Annotated in this window: 16 protein-coding genes; 4 read left to right on the plus strand and 12 right to left on the minus strand. The window is 72.1% G+C overall.

The features are described 5' to 3' along the window. Window positions 1-345, plus strand: a 345-nt coding sequence (locus Q0L15_RS07680; protein WP_296603392.1) for a stealth conserved region 3 domain-containing protein, incomplete at its 5' end; no start/stop codon positions are given. On the opposite strand, the gene tsaE is transcribed toward Q0L15_RS07680, so the two are convergent. The 4 genes from tsaE to Q0L15_RS07700 are packed head-to-tail and all read right to left on the minus strand — an operon-like array spanning window position 303 to window position 4897. Further along, the gene (gene tsaE, locus Q0L15_RS07685) at window positions 303-1331 is read right to left on the minus strand and encodes a tRNA (adenosine(37)-N6)-threonylcarbamoyltransferase complex ATPase subunit type 1 TsaE (protein WP_296603394.1); all 1029 of its coding nucleotides are present in this window, start codon (window positions 1329-1331) and stop codon (window positions 303-305) included. The genes Q0L15_RS07680 and tsaE overlap by 43 nt on opposite strands. Then, window positions 1328-2365: an alpha/beta hydrolase gene (locus Q0L15_RS07690; protein ID WP_296603395.1), complete on the minus strand. Its 1038-nt coding sequence runs from the start codon at window positions 2363-2365 to the stop codon at window positions 1328-1330. Before Q0L15_RS07690 ends, tsaE begins: the two co-directional genes overlap by 4 nt. Then, the gene (gene alr, locus Q0L15_RS07695; protein WP_296603397.1) at window positions 2362-3501 is read right to left on the minus strand and encodes an alanine racemase; all 1140 of its coding nucleotides are present in this window, start codon (window positions 3499-3501) and stop codon (window positions 2362-2364) included. Before alr ends, Q0L15_RS07690 begins: the two co-directional genes overlap by 4 nt. Before the next feature lie 16 nt (window positions 3502-3517). Beyond that, complete coding sequence (locus Q0L15_RS07700) at window positions 3518-4897, minus strand: NAD(P)H-hydrate dehydratase (RefSeq protein ID WP_296603399.1); 1380 nt, start codon at window positions 4895-4897, stop codon at window positions 3518-3520. 135 nt (window positions 4898-5032) lie between these two features. On the opposite strand from Q0L15_RS07700, the gene Q0L15_RS07705 reads away from it, so the two are divergent. After that, on the plus strand, window positions 5033-5998 hold the full coding sequence (locus Q0L15_RS07705) for a hypothetical protein (RefSeq protein ID WP_296603401.1): 966 nt from the start codon (window positions 5033-5035) through the stop codon (window positions 5996-5998). On the opposite strand, the gene Q0L15_RS07710 is transcribed toward Q0L15_RS07705, so the two are convergent. Continuing rightward, a complete protein-coding gene (locus tag Q0L15_RS07710; RefSeq protein ID WP_296603402.1) occupies window positions 5993-6343 on the minus strand; it encodes a holo-ACP synthase in 351 nt (116 codons plus the stop codon). The two genes, Q0L15_RS07705 and Q0L15_RS07710, sit on opposite strands and share 6 nt — an antisense overlap. Window positions 6344-6351: 8 nt before the next feature. Continuing rightward, window positions 6352-8196, minus strand: coding sequence for a glutamine--fructose-6-phosphate transaminase (isomerizing) (glmS, locus tag Q0L15_RS07715; protein ID WP_296603404.1), 1845 nt, complete (start codon window positions 8194-8196; stop codon window positions 6352-6354). 41 nt (window positions 8197-8237) lie between these two features. On the opposite strand from glmS, the gene coaA reads away from it, so the two are divergent. After that, on the plus strand, window positions 8238-9227 hold the full coding sequence (coaA, locus tag Q0L15_RS07720) for a type I pantothenate kinase (RefSeq protein WP_296603405.1): 990 nt from the start codon (window positions 8238-8240) through the stop codon (window positions 9225-9227). On the opposite strand, the gene Q0L15_RS07725 is transcribed toward coaA, so the two are convergent. The 6 genes from Q0L15_RS07725 to rplM all read right to left on the minus strand — a co-directional run bounded on the left by Q0L15_RS07725 (window position 9115) and on the right by rplM (window position 14347). Then, window positions 9115-9864 carry a hypothetical protein gene (locus Q0L15_RS07725; RefSeq protein ID WP_296603407.1) on the minus strand — a complete coding sequence of 250 codons (750 nt, stop codon included), beginning with the start codon at window positions 9862-9864 and terminating at the stop codon, window positions 9115-9117. The two genes, coaA and Q0L15_RS07725, sit on opposite strands and share 113 nt — an antisense overlap. A 422-nt stretch (window positions 9865-10286) precedes the next feature. Next, window positions 10287-11090 carry an ABC transporter permease gene (locus Q0L15_RS07730; protein ID WP_296603409.1) on the minus strand — a complete coding sequence of 268 codons (804 nt, stop codon included), beginning with the start codon at window positions 11088-11090 and terminating at the stop codon, window positions 10287-10289. Beyond that, window positions 11087-11995 (minus strand): ATP-binding cassette domain-containing protein, encoded by a 909-nt coding sequence (locus tag Q0L15_RS07735; RefSeq protein ID WP_296603410.1) that lies wholly within the window; start codon window positions 11993-11995, stop codon window positions 11087-11089. The genes Q0L15_RS07730 and Q0L15_RS07735 overlap by 4 nt, the downstream gene beginning before the upstream one ends. Before the next feature lie 17 nt (window positions 11996-12012). Further along, window positions 12013-13359 carry a phosphoglucosamine mutase gene (gene glmM, locus Q0L15_RS07740; RefSeq protein WP_296603411.1) on the minus strand — a complete coding sequence of 449 codons (1347 nt, stop codon included), beginning with the start codon at window positions 13357-13359 and terminating at the stop codon, window positions 12013-12015. Window positions 13360-13367: 8 nt separating this feature from the next. Further along, the gene (gene rpsI / locus Q0L15_RS07745) at window positions 13368-13868 is read right to left on the minus strand and encodes a 30S ribosomal protein S9 (RefSeq protein ID WP_296603414.1); all 501 of its coding nucleotides are present in this window, start codon (window positions 13866-13868) and stop codon (window positions 13368-13370) included. Between the two features lie 35 nt (window positions 13869-13903). Next, on the minus strand, window positions 13904-14347 hold the full coding sequence (gene rplM / locus Q0L15_RS07750; protein ID WP_296603416.1) for a 50S ribosomal protein L13: 444 nt from the start codon (window positions 14345-14347) through the stop codon (window positions 13904-13906). 324 nt (window positions 14348-14671) lie between these two features. On the opposite strand from rplM, the gene Q0L15_RS07755 reads away from it, so the two are divergent. After that, entirely contained in the window at window positions 14672-15961 is a 1290-nt protein-coding gene (locus tag Q0L15_RS07755; protein WP_296603417.1) for a citrate synthase, read from the plus strand. The last annotated feature ends 84 nt before the right edge of the window (window positions 15962-16045 follow it).

The following is a 16045-nucleotide window of genomic DNA, read 5'->3' on the forward strand; positions in this document are numbered from 1 at the left end:
GTCCTGGCCGAGATCGAGGAGCGGTTCGCCGACGCGGTCGCCACCACCGCGCGGGCGCCGTTCCGCTCACCGAGCGACATCTCGCTGCTGTCGAACTTCGCCCAGCACTACGGCCTGCTCACCGGGCAGGCCTACCGTGCCCAGGCCCAGCACGACTACATCAACATCGGCCACCGCGAGCTGCCACGGCTGCTGCGGCTGATGCTGCGGCGCGAGTACGACTTCTTCTGCCTGGCCGACGACCACGAGTTCGCGCTGCCACCCGACCGGGTGGCCACGCTGCTGGCCGAGGCGCTCGAGGCCTACTTCCCGGTGCGGGCGCCGTGGGAGCTGCCCGGTCGCTGAGCCGGCAGCGTCACCGGCCGCCCGAGGCGTCCGAAGGACACCCGGTTCCACCGCGGTCCGACCGGCGTGAGCTCGACGCGGCGTGGGTCGAGCCCGTCCTCCTCCTCGTGGGAGTCGACGGTCTCCTCCCCCTCGCTGCGCCTGATCACGACCTCGAGTCGCGACTCCGAGAGTCCCTCGGCCAGGCCCTCGCCCCACTCGACGACGGTCACGGCCTCGTCGAAGGAGGTGTCGAGGTCGAGGTCGTCGAGCTCGTCGAGCCCTCCGAGCCGGTAGGCGTCCACGTGCACGAGGTCGGGACCGCCGGCCAGCGAGGGGTGCACGCGGGCGATCACGAACGTCGGCGAGGTGACGTCGCCGCGGACGCCGAGCCCGGCTCCGAGCCCCTGGGTGAACGTCGTCTTGCCGGCCCCGAGCTCACCGCTGAGCACGATCAGGTCGCCCGCGGCGAGCTGGCGGGCCAGCGACCGGCCCAGGGCGCGCATCGACTCGGGGTCGGGAGCCTGCACGACGTGCGTGTGCAACGGCCGACGCAGCTCGACGTTCGGCGACTCGCGGCGGATCTCACGGAAGCCCTGCCGCTCCCAGAACCGGATCGTGGCCGGCAGCTCCTCGCGGGCCACCACCGTGAGGTCGTCGGGGACGCCGGTGCCGTCCGGGTCGTCGAGCACCGCCTCGACGGCCGCCTCGATCAGCGCCGCCGCGACGCCGTGACCCTGGGCCGCGGGCGTGACGCCGAACCGGCGCAGGTACGTCGTGCTGCCGACCGGGTCGAGCACCAGGGCACCGACCGGCTCCTCGCCCAGGCAGGCCAGCAGCCCGCCGCGGCCCGACAGCAGCCGGCGGATCGACTCCTCGGTCTCACCGAGCGCGGCGGCGGGCGGGTCGAGCGGTGGGCGGGCCTCGAACGCGGCGCGCACGACGGCGAGCACCTGCGCGGCCGACTCCGCTCCGACGCGGCGGACCACGAGAGGCTGATCGGTCACCGGCCCTCCATCTCGCCGGTGGCGTCGAGCATCTTGTCGAGCTCGCCGTTGATCTCGTCGGAGCGCTCGAGGATCACCATGTGGCCGGCGCCGAGGCACTCCAGGAGCGTCGAGCCGGGGATCAGCGAGTGCAGCTTGCGGCTGTGCCCGATCGAGGTGAGCCGGTCCTCGGTGCCGCAGGCGATCGCCGTCGGCACCTTGCCGAGCACACCGACGGCGTGGAACTTGTCGAGGCTGCCGAAGCCGGGGAAGAACTCCGCGACCACCTCGAAGGGGGTGGCGGAGAGCATCTGGTCGACGAACCCGACGTAGCTCTCGGGGACCGGGTCGCCGAAGGCGAGCTGGTCGGTGGCGACCAGGGCGACGTCCCGGCCGATCCGACGCACCATGTCGACCGCCCGGTGGCCGCGCGCGAGCGCGGCGACACCGCGGTGGAAGCCGGCGCCCGCCCACGGCGGCGCGATCGGCAGCAGCACCCGGGTGGGATCCAGCCCTCCCGCGGTCGTGGAGAGCAGGGCGGCGCCGACGATGCGGTCGCCGAAGAGCTCGGGGTGCTCGTCGGCCAGCGCGACGATCGTCATCCCGCCCATGGAGTGCCCGACGACGACCACCGGCCCGTCGGGTGCCACCGCGTCGAGGACGCTCAGCAGGTCGCGGCCGAGCTGGTCGATGGTCGCGTTGCCGATCGGCGAGCGGCCGGAGCGGCCGTGGGAGCGCTGGTCGTAGTAGACCGCGCGCACCCGGCCGCGGTAGTGCTCGCGCTGGAAGTGCCAGCAGTCGAGGTTGAGGGCGTAGCCGTGGCAGAACACCACGGTCAGGGGCGAGTCGTCACACTCGTCGACCTCGACGTGCAGCGGGGTGCCGTCGTCGGCGACGACCGTGACCGGCTCGGCGCGCAGCGAGCCGAACGCCGGGTGGGTGTCGGCCGGGCGCCGGGTGATCGCCCGGCGCTGGCGCGCGACACCGACGCGAGCGCCGGCCGCCGCGAGCCCTGCGGTGGCTGCGGCGCCGAGGAGGTGGGTGCGGAGCCTCACGAGTCGACGTACCTCCTGCTCATGCGGGTCATCCGGCCGCCGACGCGAGTCACGATCTCGTAGGAGATCGTGTCGGCGGCGTCGGCCCACTCCTGCGCGGTCGGCTCGCCAGCCGTGCCCGGGCCGAACAACACGACATCGGTGCCGGCACCCGGGAGGTCGCCGTCGAGGTCGATCACGAACTGGTCCATGCACACGCGACCACGCATCGTCCTCTTCTTGCCGTCGACGAGGACCTGGGCCCTGCTGCTGGCGTGGCGCGGGATGCCGTCACCGTAGCCCAGCGGGACGAGGCCCACGGTGGTGGCCGTGTCGGCGATCCAGGTGTGTCCGTAGGACACGCCAGCGCCGGCGTGGACCGGCTTGGCGCTGACCAGTGGGGCTCGCAGGGTCATGGCCGGGACCAGGCCCAGGTCGGGTGTGTGGCCGGGAGCCGGGTCCAGGCCGTACGACGCCAGGCCGAACCGGACCAGGTCGAAGCGACTGCTCGGGCGCAGGATGCCCGCGGCGGAGTTGGCGAGGTGGCGGACCTCGGGTCGCAACCCGGCGGCCTCGGCGATCGCCAGCGCGTCGAGGAACGCCTGCTCCTGGGCGTCGTTGGCCGGGTGCTCGGGCTCGTCGCTGCACGCGAAGTGGGACCAGATGCCGGTGATCCTCCAGCTGCCGTCGACCTCGCCTGCGCGGGCGCGGTCCACCAGCCCGGGCCAGGCGTCGGCGGTGGCGCCGTTGCGGGAGAGCCCCGTGTCGATCTTGAGCTGCACCGCGGCGACCCTCCCGGCCTCTGCCGCGGCGCGGGCGATGCGCTCGAGCTCGTCGAGCGTGGACGCGGTCACCTCGACGTCCGCGGCGACGGCGGGCACGAAGACCTGGTCGGGCGCGTGCAACCAGCACAGCACGCGACCGTCGTCACCGGCCGCACGCAGCGCCACCGCCTCGTCGACGGTGGCGACTCCGAGCCACTCCGCGCCCGCCTCGCGAGCCGCCCGCGCGACCTCGACCATGCCGTGGCCGTAGGCATCGGCCTTGACCACCGTCATCGTCGGCACGCCGGCGACCTCTCGCAGCCGCCGTACGTTGTGCCGCAGCGCCGCGAGATCGACGACGATCTCAGGAGGCGCGGCCGGCACGTGGCTCATGCAGACGATTGTCCCATCACGCCTCGAGGACGCTGCGGACGGCCGCCGGGACGGACCGGGCGACGTCGGCGGCGACCAGCGGCCCGCCGTTCGCGGCCAGCGTCGCCGCCGCCCCGTGCAGCCAGGAGCCGACCGACGCGGCGTCCCACGGCTCGAGGCCGGCGGCGAGCAGCGCGCCGATCAGCCCCCCGAGCACGTCGCCGGCTCCGGCGGTCGCGAGCCACGGTGTGCCGGTGGTGGTGACACGCACCCGGCCCTCGGGGGTGGCCACGAGCGTGTGCCGGCCCTTGAGCAGCACGACGCAGCCGTACGTCGCCGCTGCGTGCCGGACGTGCTCCAGGGGTCGCGCCTCGACGACCGAGCGCTCGACGCCGAGCATCCGCGCCAGCTCACCGGCGTGCGGGGTGAGCACGGCCGGAGCCGGCAGCGGCCCCTCGACGTGGCCGAGCGCGTCGGCGTCGACGAGCACCGGGACGCCGTCGGCCAGGGCTGCGGCGAGCTCCTCTCCGGCGCGCTCTCCCCCGCCGGAGCCGACGACCCACGCCTGCACCTGGCCGTCGCCGACCACCTCGGGGTGGGCCTGGCGCACCCGGTCGGCGACCGCGTCGTCGCCGACGTAGCGCACCATCCCGCACAGGCCGCTGGAGGCGCCGGAGACGCTGAGCAGGGCGGCGCCGGGGTACTGCGCGGAGCCGGCGCGCACGCCGACGACGCCGCGCTGGTACTTCTGCACCTCGCCGGCCGGCCGGGGCAGCAGGTCCGCCACGTCCTCGGGCTGGAGCGACTCGACCGGCGCCTCCGGCAGGTCGAGGCCGATGTCGACCAGCTGCACCACGCCGCAGGCCGAGGCGGCGGGGTCGACCAGGTGCGCGACCTTGTGGGTGCCGAACGTGACGGTCACGGCGGCGGTCACGTGCGGACCGTCGAGCTCACCGGTGTCGACGCCGACGCCCGAGGGTGTGTCCACGGCCACCACCGGGACTCCGGCGACCGTGGCGAGGGCGGCGACCGCGTCGTCGCGCAGGCCGCCCTGACCGCCGATGCCGACGATCCCGTCCACCACGAGGTCGGGCCGCCCTGGCTCGCCGGTGATCATCCGGCCGCCGGCGGCGCGCAGGGCCGCGACGCCTCCGGCGTGCGCGCGCTCGGACAGCAGCCAGGCCTCGACCTGGACGCCGCGCCGGGCGAGCAGCGCGCCGGCGTACAGCGCGTCGCCGCCGTTGTCGCCGGAGCCGACCAGCAGCAGCACGCGGCGGCCGTACGCCGCGCCGAGCAGGTCGAGCACGGCATAGGCCAGTCCGGCCGCGGCCCGCTGCATCAGAGCACCCTCTGGCAGCCGCGCCAGCAGCTCGCCCTCGGCCGCTCGCACCTGGGCGACCGTGTGCGCGCACCTCATGCCCCTCACGCTAGCCGCCCGGGCGAGTCTTGGGTCGTGTGCCTGAGCACGCGCCAGAGCGCGTGCTCAGGCACACGACCCAAGACCTGTGGACAACCGATCCCCGGCGAGCTCGATCAGGGGAAGCGTCTCGGCATGAACGACATCCTCGAGGCACTCATCACCTCCCAGGACGGCATGGTCGCGCGCAGGCAGCTCACCCGCCACGGCGTCGACTGGGACCGTGTACGCGATCACGGCGCGGCCAGGCGCTGGGTCGAGCGCACGCCCCGGGTGATCAGCACGGTCACGGGCGAGCTCACGCGGTCGCAGCGCGAGTGGCTGGCGGTGCTCCATGCCGGTGAGCGGAGCATGCTCGGTGGCCTGAGCGCCGCCGCGCGGCACGGGTTGACGGGATGGGATCGCGATGTCGTGACCGTGTACGTCGACGACGAGCTCAGCTTCGAGCCCGTGGACGGCATCCGATTCTTCCGCAGCCGGCGACCGGTCGACCTTCTCCGACATCCACGGCCCGGCATCCCGCTGTGCCGCGTGGAGCCGGCGGTGCTCCTCTTCGCCGCTTACCAGACGACGCCACGACCCGCGCACGGTGTGATCGCCGCGACCGTCCAGCAGCGGCTGACCACCGTCGAGCGCATGGTCGAGTGGGTCGACACCTTGCGGCCACTGCGGTGGTCCAAGCCGTTCAAGCGCACGCTGGGCGACATCGCCGGCGGTGCACACTCCGGGGCCGAGCTCGATGTGCGCCGGATGTGCCGGCGCTTCAGCATCCCCCTGCCGGACGGTCAACGCGCGCGGACCGACAGCTCAGGCCGACGGCGGTGGACCGACTGCGAGTGGCGGCTCGCGAACGGGAGCGTCCTCGTGCTCGAGGTCGACGGCTCGTCCCACGCGGACGTGCTTCAGACGATGGAGGACCACCGACGGTCGCGGCGGCTCACGACCCTGAGCCGGATGGTCGTGCGGTGCTCGGCGTACGAGGTGCGCCACGAGCCTGAGGAGATCGCCGCGGACCTCATCGCCCCGGGCCTGCCGGGTCGTGTGCCCCAGGACGCGGCACAGCGCGTGCTCGGGCACACGACCCGTCGCCGTCTCTCATGACTCGAGCACCACCACGGCCGAGGCGATGCCGGCGTCGTGGGAGAGCGAGACGTGCACGGAGGCGACCCCGAGCTCGGTGGCCCGGGCGAGCACCGAGCCGCGCATCTCGAGCAGCGGGCGTCCGGAGTCCTCGGACACCACCTCCGCGTCGTGCCAGGCCATGCCCACCGGGGCGCCGAGGGCCTTGGCGAGCGCCTCCTTGGCGGCGAAGCGGGCAGCGAGGGACGCCACCGGCCGGTCCGCCTCGGCCGGGGTGAACAGCCGAGCGGCGAGACCCGGCGTGCGCTCCAGCGACAGCTCGAACCGCTCGACGTCCACCACGTCGATGCCGACCCCGACGATCACGACCGGCCCTACTCGACCGTGACGGACTTGGCGAGGTTGCGCGGCTGGTCGACGTCGTGACCCATGACCGTGGCCAGCTCGCAGGCGAACAGCTGCAGGGGCACGACCGCCACCAGCGGCTGCAGGAGCACCGGTACCCGCGGGAGCCGGATGATCGTGTCGGCGTACGGCGTGATCGCCTCGTCGCCGTCCTCGACCAGGCAGATCGTGCGAGCGCCGCGCGCGCGGACCTCCTGGATGCCGCTGACCATCTTGTCGCGCAGCTGGTCGCGTCCGGCCGGGGGCACGACGCAGAACACCGGCAGCCCCTGGTCGATCAGCGCGATCGGGCCGTGCTTGAGCTCACCGGCCGCGAAGCCCTCCGCGTGCAGGTAGGCCAGCTCCTTGAGCTTGAGCGCCCCCTCGAGCGCGACCGGGTAGCCCGCGTGCCGGCCGAGGAAGAGCACCGACGTCGCGTCGCCGTGCTCGCGGGCGAGCTCGTAGACCTCGTGGTCGGCGTCGAGGACCCGCTGGATCAGGGCCGGCATCGCCTCGAGCTGGCGCATCACCTGGTCGATCTCGTCGCCGTACCGCGTGCCCTTGACCTGGGCGAGGTAGAGCGCGAGCAGGTAGCAGGCGACCAGCTGGGTCAAGAAGCCCTTGGTCGACGCGACCCCGATCTCGGGGCCGGCGTGGGTGTAGATCACCGCGTCGGACTCGCGCGGGATCGTCGAGCCGTTGGTGTTGCAGATCGCCAGCACCTTGGAGCGCTGGGTGCGGGCGTGCCGGATCGCCTGCAGCGTGTCGGCGGTCTCGCCCGACTGGCTGATCGCGACGACCAGCGTGGAGTAGTCGAGGATCGGGTCGCGGTAGCGGAACTCCGAGGACAGCTCGACCTCCACCGGGATCCGGCACCAGTGCTCGATCGCGTACTTCGCGACCATGCCGGCGTAGAACGACGTGCCGGCCGCGATGATGATGATCTTGTCGACGTCGCGCAGCTCCTGGTCCGAGAGTCGCATCTCGTCGAGGTGCAGGTGGCCCTCGGGGGTGCGGCGGCCCAGCAGCGAGTCGGCGACCGCGCGCGGCTGCTCGTAGATCTCCTTGCGCATGAACCAGTCGTGGCCGTCCTTCTCGGCCGCCGACAGGTCCCAGTCGACGTGGTAGCGGCGGCCCTCGGCCGGGCTGCCGTCGAACCCGGTCACCGACACGCCCTCGCGGGTGATCGTGACGACCTGGTCCTGGCCGAGCTCCATCGCCTCGCGGGTGTGCTCGATGAACGCCGCGACGTCCGAGCCGAGGAAGTTCTCCCCGTCGCCGAGGCCGACGACCAGCGGCGAGTTGCGGCGGGCGGCGACCACGCGGGCCGGGTCCAGGGAGTCGACCGCGACGAGGGTGAACGCGCCCTCGAGCCGGCGTACGACGCGCTGCATGGCCTCGGTCAGGTCAGCGCCCGTGGCCACCTCGGCCTCGAGGAGGTACGCCGCGACCTCGGTGTCGGTCTCCGAGAGCAGCCGGCCGCCGGCGGCCTCGAGCTCGTCGCGCAGCTCCGCGAAGTTCTCGATGATGCCGTTGTGGACCAGTCCCACGCGGCGCTGGGGGCCGGTGTGCGGGTGGGCGTTGACGTCGTTGGGTGCGCCGTGGGTGGCCCAGCGGGTGTGGCCGATGCCGGTGGTCGAGGACGGCAGCGGCGTGGTCTGGATCGCCTTCTCGAGGTTGGCGAGCTTGCCGGCACGCTTGTCGGTCGCGAGCGCACCGTCGGCGACCAGCGCGATGCCGGCGGAGTCGTAGCCGCGGTACTCCAGCCTCCGCAGCCCCTCCACCACGACGTCCTGCGCCGCCTGGTGACCGACGTAACCCACGATCCCGCACACGGGTGTCACTGTAACGGCGGGCCTTTGCAACAATCGCCAGCATGCCCTCTCACGGCGCTGCCCACGGCGAGGTGACGCCCGCCGACGCCGCACGGGAGTCCTCTCCCTACCTCGAACTGGACCGCTCCGCCTGGGCCGCCCTGGCCAGCGAGGTCGAGAGCCCGCTCACCGCCGAGGAGATCCGGCGGCTGCGCGGCCTCGGCGACCAGCTCGACCTCGACGAGGTGCGCCAGATCTACCTGCCGCTGTCGAAGCTGCTGAGCCTGTACGTCGAGTCCGCGAGCAGCCTCTACCGGCGCCAGGAGGAGTTCCTCCACCAGGACCAGCCCCCGCGCACGCCGTTCGTCATCGGCCTGGCGGGGTCGGTGGCGGTCGGCAAGTCCACCACCGCGCGCGTGCTGCAGCAGATGCTGGCCCACTGGCCCCAGCACCCCAACGTCGCCCTGGTGACCACCGACGGCTTCCTGTACCCCAACGCCGAGCTCGAGCGCCGTGGGCTCCTGCAGCGCAAGGGCTTCCCGGAGTCCTACGACCGGCGCGCGCTCCTGCGGTTCGTGGTGGACATCAAGTCCGGCAAGGACGAGGTGCTCGCACCGACGTACTCCCACCTGGTCTACGACGTGGTGCCCGACGAGAAGGTCGTGATCCGGCGGCCCGACATCGTCATCGTCGAGGGCCTCAACGTGCTCCAGCCCGCGCGCGCCCGCGAGGACGGTCGCACCGGCCTGACACTGAGCGACTTCTTCGACTTCAGCGTCTACGTCGACGCCGCGACCAGCACGATCCGCGACTGGTACGTCTCGCGGTTCCTGCGGCTGCGCGAGACGGCGTTCCAGGACACGGGGTCCTACTTCGCCAAGTACGCCACGCTGTCGACCGACGAGGCCGTCGCCGAGGCTGGCCGCATCTGGGACACGATCAACGGCCCCAACCTGACCCAGAACGTGCTGCCGACGCGCTCGCGCGCCACCCTCGTGCTGCGCAAGGACCGCGACCACTCCGTCCGCTACGTGCGGCTGCGCAAGATCTGAGGCTGGGGCGCGACGAGCCGAGCCGCAGACTGGTCAGGATCTCCTCGACCTGCTCGTGCGGCAGCTCGTCGTCGACGGTCGTGTCACGCAGCAGGACCAGGCGTACGCCGCCCGCCTCGACCATCGCGACCTCGACCCCCGGAGCGCTGCACGGACCGCCCCGGTCGAGGGCGAGCCCGACCCATGAGAGCCGGCCACGGGTGCCGTCGGCGAGCCGGACCGTCTCGTGGGCGACGCCGGTGCTCCAGGTGCTGCGACCGTCGACGACCCCGTCGACCCAGTCGTCGAAACCCTGACGGGTGAAGCCCACGAAGGCCCGGTTGGAGTCCTGCGGGTCGGCCTCGCAGTAGCCACTGCGGTAGAGCGCCGGGCCGCGCACCACGGCGGTCGCGCGGCCGGCGTCGTCGGCGTAGTAGACGCGCACCTCGGGGTCGGCCACCCGCCACCCACCCGCAGGGACCTCGAACGTCGCACCGGTCCGCTGGTCGCGCACGGTCACCGGCTCCGGTCGCTGCGCTGCGTCTCCCGACCGCGTGTCGTCGTCCTCGGCCCACTGACTGGCCGCGACCCCACCGGTGCCCAGCACCGAGAGCGCCGCCAGCACGCCCAGCACCTGCGCGATCCGCACCCGGCTCATGCCCCGTGTCTACCCGACACCGCTCCCCACCCGCACCGACCTCCGTCGCCCCTGTGGACAACGCCGAGTCGGGCCCTCCTGCCGTAGGTGTGGGTCGCCGCGTGAGTGTCGACGGCCTCCCGGGGACGTCATACGACATGGGCGTCGTAGCCACCACGTCGTATGACGTCCTGCGCACCGCCCGGGGACGTCATACGACATGGGTGTCCTGGCGACCAGAACGTATGACGTCCCGCGGTGACCACAAGTCGGCGTCCTCCCGATAGGCGCCAACTCGTCCGGAGCCGGTCGGGTCAAGGGCGGCGAAGCCGCCGCAGGGGACCCTTGACCCGTCTGGTGGAGGACGAACAATGGCGCCACCGGGAGGACACCGACCCACCCACACCTTCAGCAGGAGACCCCCGAGTCGGCGCGACTCGGCGTCAGGCGATGTCGCGGCGCAGGGTGGTGAAGCGGCCGATGAGCGCCAGCGCGGCGGCGTACGCGAGCAGCACGACGAGCGCGACGGGGCGCGAGAGCAGCTCGGCGCCTCCCCCGAGCTCACCGAACAGGCTGGACCCGATCACCCCGTCGGCCGCGGCGCCGGGCAGGAACTTCGCGACCCCCTCGGTGCCGTCGAAGGAGCCGAGCGCGAGCCGGGCGATGGGCTCGACGAACTGGGTGAACGCGAGGATCACCACGATCGCTGCCACCTGGTTGGGCACCACGCTGCCGAACGCGACCCCGATCATCGCCCAGAGGGCGGTGACGAGCACGCCCAGGGCGAGCAGGGTCAGCACGGACCCGTCGGTGAGGTAGGCGCCGTCACCCCAGCCGGCCAGCAGCGGCGCGCTGGCGCCGACGACCGCGAGCGCCGCCACCACGCCGTAGAGCAGACCGACGGGCACGGTTGCCAGCAGCTTGGCGCCGAGCAGCACGCCGCGCCGCGGCTCGACCAGCAGCGTCTGGGTGATCGTGTGGTGGCGGAACTCGCCGGTGATCGCCAGGCTCCCGATCACGAGGGGGAACACGTACCCGACACCGTTGGTCACGCTGTAGATGGCCCGCGCGGCCTCGACGCCGTGCAGCGTCACCTGACCGCTGTCAGGGTCCTCGGGCGCGAAGACGAACGACGCGGCCATCACGATGCCGATGAAGACCAGGTAACCGGCGAGCACGAGCAGGAGCAGCCACCACATGCGGGTGCTGACGAGCTTGCGGTACTCCGCGACCAGTGCGGCCCTCATGGCTGCCTCTCGCTCGCCGTGAGGCGCAGGAAGACGTCCTCGAGCCCCACGCCGCGGCTGGCCAGCTGGTGCAGCTCGAGGCCGGCGGCGTACGCCGCAGCGCCGACCTCGGCGGCCGGGACATCGACCAGGACGAGCCCGGAGCCGTCCGGGCGGGCGGTCCAGCCACGGTCGCGGCACAGCGCGGCGAGCGCCTCGCCGGACGGCGACTCGACGTAGGTCTCGGGGGTGGCGAGCCCGGCGAGCTCGGCGAGCGAGGAGGCGTGCACCAGCCGGCCCTCGGCGATGATCACGACGTCGTCCACGGTGTGCTGCACCTCGGCCAGCACGTGGCTCGAGACGAGCACGGTGCGGCCCTGCGCGGCGAAGGAGCGCAGCAGCTGCCGCAGCCACACGATGCCCTCGGGGTCCAGGCCGTTGGCGGGCTCGTCGAGGACGATCGCCGGCGGGTCGCCGAGCAGCGCCGTGGCGAGGGCGAGTCGCTGCCGCATGCCCATGGAGTAGCCGCCCACGCGTCGGTCCGCGGCGGCTGCGAGGCCGACGAACTCGATCAGCTCACGGCACCGCGCCCGGCCGACTCCTGCCTGCGGGGCGTACGCCTCGAGGTGGTTCAGGCCGGTGCGGCCCGGGTGGAATCCCGAGGACTCGATGGCGGCGCCGACCACGCGCGCGGGCGTGGGGTGCTCGGCGTACGGTCGGTCCCCGACGAGCGCCCGGCCGGCGCTCGGCGTCGTGAGGCCGAGCAGCATCCGCAGCGTCGTGGTCTTCCCGGCGCCGTTGGGCCCGAGGAACCCGGTCACCGCACCGGGACGCACCCGGAAGCTCAGGTCGTCGACAGCGCGGATCGCGCCGAACGTCTTGCCCAGTCCCTCCACGGCCAGCGGGGGGCCGGCCGGATCTGTCATCCCCACAGGGGTACAGCCTAGAACCCGAGCTGTCGCTTCACGACGTCGGCCAGGCGCGCCGCCACGGCCTCGGCCTCGTCCTGGGTGGCGGCCTCGACCATCACCCGCACCAGCTGCTCGGTCCCCGAGGGCCGCAGCAGCACCCGGCCGGTGTCGCCGAGAGCAGCCTCCTCCTCCGCGATCGCGGCCGCGAGCACGGGGTCCTCGTCGGCGCGACTCTTGTCGACGTCGGGGACGTTCACGAGCACCTGCGGCAGGCGGGTGACCACCGAGGCGAGCGTCTGCAGGCTCTGGCCGGTCACGGCCATCCGCTCGAGCACGTGGAGGGCGGTGAGGATGCCGTCGCCGGTGGTGGCGTACTCGCTCATGATCACGTGGCCCGACTGCTCGCCGCCGAGGGAGAAGCCCTGCACGCGCATGGCCTCGAGCACGTAGCGGTCGCCGACCTTGGTCTGGCGGACGCCGACACCTGCGGCGCGCATGGCCTGGACGAACCCCAGGTTGCTCATCACGGTCGCCACGACGGTGTTCTTGGCGAGGTGGCCGGACTCGGCCATGCCGAGCGCGAGGATCGCGAGGATCTGGTCGCCGTCGACGGTGTTGCCCTCGTGGTCGACGGCCAGGCAGCGGTCGGCGTCCCCGTCGAGCGCGAAGCCGGCGTCAGCGCCGTGCTCGACGACCGCGGCCTGCAGCGGTCCGAGGTGCGTGGAGCCGCAGCCGTCGTTGATGTTGAGGCCGTCGGGCTCGACGCCGATCGCGATGACCTCGGCGCCGGCGGCGCGCAGCGCGTGGGGCCCGGCCTCGTGCGCCGCGCCGTGGGCGCAGTCGAGCACGACCTTGATGCCCTCGAGCGGGCGGGAGATCGTGCCGACCAGGTGGCCGACGTACTCCTCCACCGGGGTGGCGTACGGCGTGACCCGACCGACGTCGCCGCCCAGGGGTCGGTCCCACTCCTCGGCGAGGCGCTGCTCGATGAGCTTCTCGACCGCGTCGTCGAGCTTGAGCCCGCCGCGGGCGAGGAACTTGACGCCGTTGTCGGGCATCGGGTTGTGCGAGGCACTGATGACCACGCCGAGGTCGGCGCCGAGCGCCTCGGTCATGTAGGCGACCGCAGGCGTGGGCAGCACCCGCAGCCGGAGCACGTCGACCCCGGCCGAGGCGAGCCCGGCCACGACGGCGTGCTCGAGGAACTGGCCGGAGATGCGAGTGTCCCGGCCGACGACGGCGAGCGGGCGGTGACCCTCGAACTCGCCCCGGTCGGCCAGGACACGGGCAGCGGCGACGGAGAGGTCCAGGGCCAGCTCTGCGGTCAGGTGACCGTTCGCCAGGCCCCGGACCCCGTCCGTGCCGAAGATGCGCGGCATCCGCGCGATTAGCGCTTGCTGAACTGGGGAGCCTTGCGGGCCTTCTTCAGACCGGCCTTCTTGCGCTCGATGACGCGGGCGTCGCGCGTGAGCAGCCCGGCCTTCTTGAGCGAGGGGCGGTTGGCCTCGACGTCGATGGCGTTGAGGCAGCGGGCCACACCGAGGCGCAGCGCGCCGGCCTGGCCGGTGATGCCGCCGCCGTGGATGCGGGCGATGACGTCGAAGCGGCCCTCGAGCTGGAGGTTCGCGAACGGCTCGTTCACGACCTGCTGGTGCAGCTTGTTGGGGAAGTAGGAGTCCAGGGTGCGACCGTTGACGGTCCACTGGCCGGTGCCGGGGACGATCCGCACGCGGGCCACGGCCTCCTTGCGGCGGCCGGTGGCGCTCGCGGGGGCGATGGTGGCGGGACGCTGGGGCGCGTCGGCGGACGGGGCGCTCTCGGAGCTGTAGGCGATGCCCTGCTCGTCAGCCTCGTAGGTCTCCTCGACCTCGCTGGTGGTGTCGCTCATGTTCCTCAGGCTTTCTCGGTGCTCGTACAGACGGATTACTGGGAGATCTGCTTGATCTCGAACGGCGTGGCCTTCTGGGCCTGGTGCGGGTGGTTGGGCCCGGAGTAGACCTTCAGCTTCTTCAGCATCTGACGGCCGAGCTTGTTCTTCGGGAGCATGCCCCACACGGCCTTCTCGATGGCCTTGCGGGCGTCCTTCTCCAGGACCTCGCCGATCGGCGTGGCGGAGAGACCACCCGGGTAGCCGGAGTGCCGGTACGCCATCTTGGTGGTCTTCTTGTCGCCGGACAGGGCGACCTTCTCCGCGTTGACGATGATGACGAAGTCACCGGTGTCCACGTGGGGGGCGAACATCGCCTTGTGCTTGCCGCGCAGGAGGTTCGCGGTCTGGACGGCGAGCCGGCCGAGGACCACGTCGGTGGCGTCGATGACGAGCCACTCGCGCTGGATGTCGCCGGGCTTGGGACTGTACGTGCGCACGGGAGTTTCCTTCTTCGTTCGTCGGGCCCGGAGAGCTGCTGCTCCCGGGTGGTGGAGCCACGCCTTCTGACGAACACGGCCCGGCTCCTCGCAGGCGAGGTCCGGATCTGCACCCGCTCCCCGTGGCACGGAGATCCACACGGGATCCATGGACACCAATCGGAGCGGACGCGGCAGGAGGCGCGACTGACAAGACTACGGGGCGCCCGACGTGCAGGTCAAAACACTGTGGCGCGCTCGAGAGGCACTCTGGACAACTGCTCATTGTCCACCCACGGACACCGGGTTTCGCATGGCGCCACGCCGCAGACTAAGTTGGAGGGCGTGACTGAATCCCTCACCGTCCGCGACAACCGCACCGGGCAGGAGTACGAGGTCCCGATCACCGACGGCACCATCAAGGCCGCCGATCTGGGGCAGATCAAGTCCGAGGAGGACGCGCCGGGCCTGGCCGTCTACGACCCGGGCTTCGTCAACACCGCCTCGTGCCGCAGCTCCGTCACGTTCATCGACGGCGACAAGGGCATCCTCGAGTACCGCGGCTACCCCATCGAGCAGCTGGCCGAGGGGTCGAGCTTCCTCGAGGTCGCCTACCTCCTCATCCACGGCAGCCTGCCGACCAAGGCCGAGTACGAAGCCTGGGTGCACGAGATCACCTACCACACGTTCGTGCACGAGAACGTCAAGGAGTTCATGCAGGGCTTCCGCTACGACGCGCACCCCATGGGGATGCTGATGGCGTCGGTCGGGGCCCTCTCGACGTTCTACCCCGACGCGCGCAACATCAGCGACGCCGACAACCGGCACATGCAGATCGTGCGGATGATCGCGAAGATGCCGACGCTCGGCGCCTGGTCGTTCCGCCACGCGCAGGGCAAGCCGTTCGTCTACCCCGACAACGAGCTCGGCTACACCGCGAACTTCCTCTCGATGCTGTTCAAGATGAGCGAGCACCGCTTCGAGGCAGACGAGCGACTCGTCAAGGCCCTCGACGTGCTGTTCATCCTGCACGCCGACCACGAGCAGAACGCGTCCACCAACGCCGTCCGCTCGGTCGGCTCGACCCAGGTCGACCCGTACTCCTCGGTCGCGGCCGGCGTGGGCGCGCTCTACGGCCCGCTGCACGGTGGCGCCAACGAGGCCGTCCTGCGGATGCTGCGTCGCATCGGCACCAAGTCGAACATCCCGTCCTTCATCCAGGGCGTGAAGGACGGCAACGAGCGCCTGATGGGCTTCGGCCACCGCGTCTACAAGAACTACGACCCGCGCGCGAAGATCATCAAGAAGGCCTGCGACGACGTCTTCGAGGTCACCGGGGTCAACCCGCTGCTCGAGATCGCCCAGGAGCTGGAGAAGATCGCGCTCGAGGACGAGTACTTCGTCAAGCGCAAGCTCTACCCCAACGTGGACTTCTACTCCGGCCTGATCTACGAGGCCTTCCAGTTCCCGCCGGAGATGTTCACGGTCCTGTTCGCCATCGGCCGTACGCCGGGCTGGCTGGCCCAGTGGCTCGAGCTGGTGCAGGACAAGGAGCAGAAGATCGCGCGCCCCAAGCAGATCTACACCGGCCAGCGCGGGCTGGAGTTCGTGCCCGCTGCCGAGCGCTGGGCCTGAGCGGCGGAGCGAGATTCACCGCCTCGGCGGTGAATCTCGTTCTCCTGTCGTGAAACATCCTGGGCCAGGAGCGAGTTCCTTGAC

Origin of the sequence: Nocardioides sp., assembly GCF_024509035.1 — a bacterium.
Lineage (GTDB): Bacteria > Actinomycetota > Actinomycetes > Propionibacteriales > Nocardioidaceae > Nocardioides.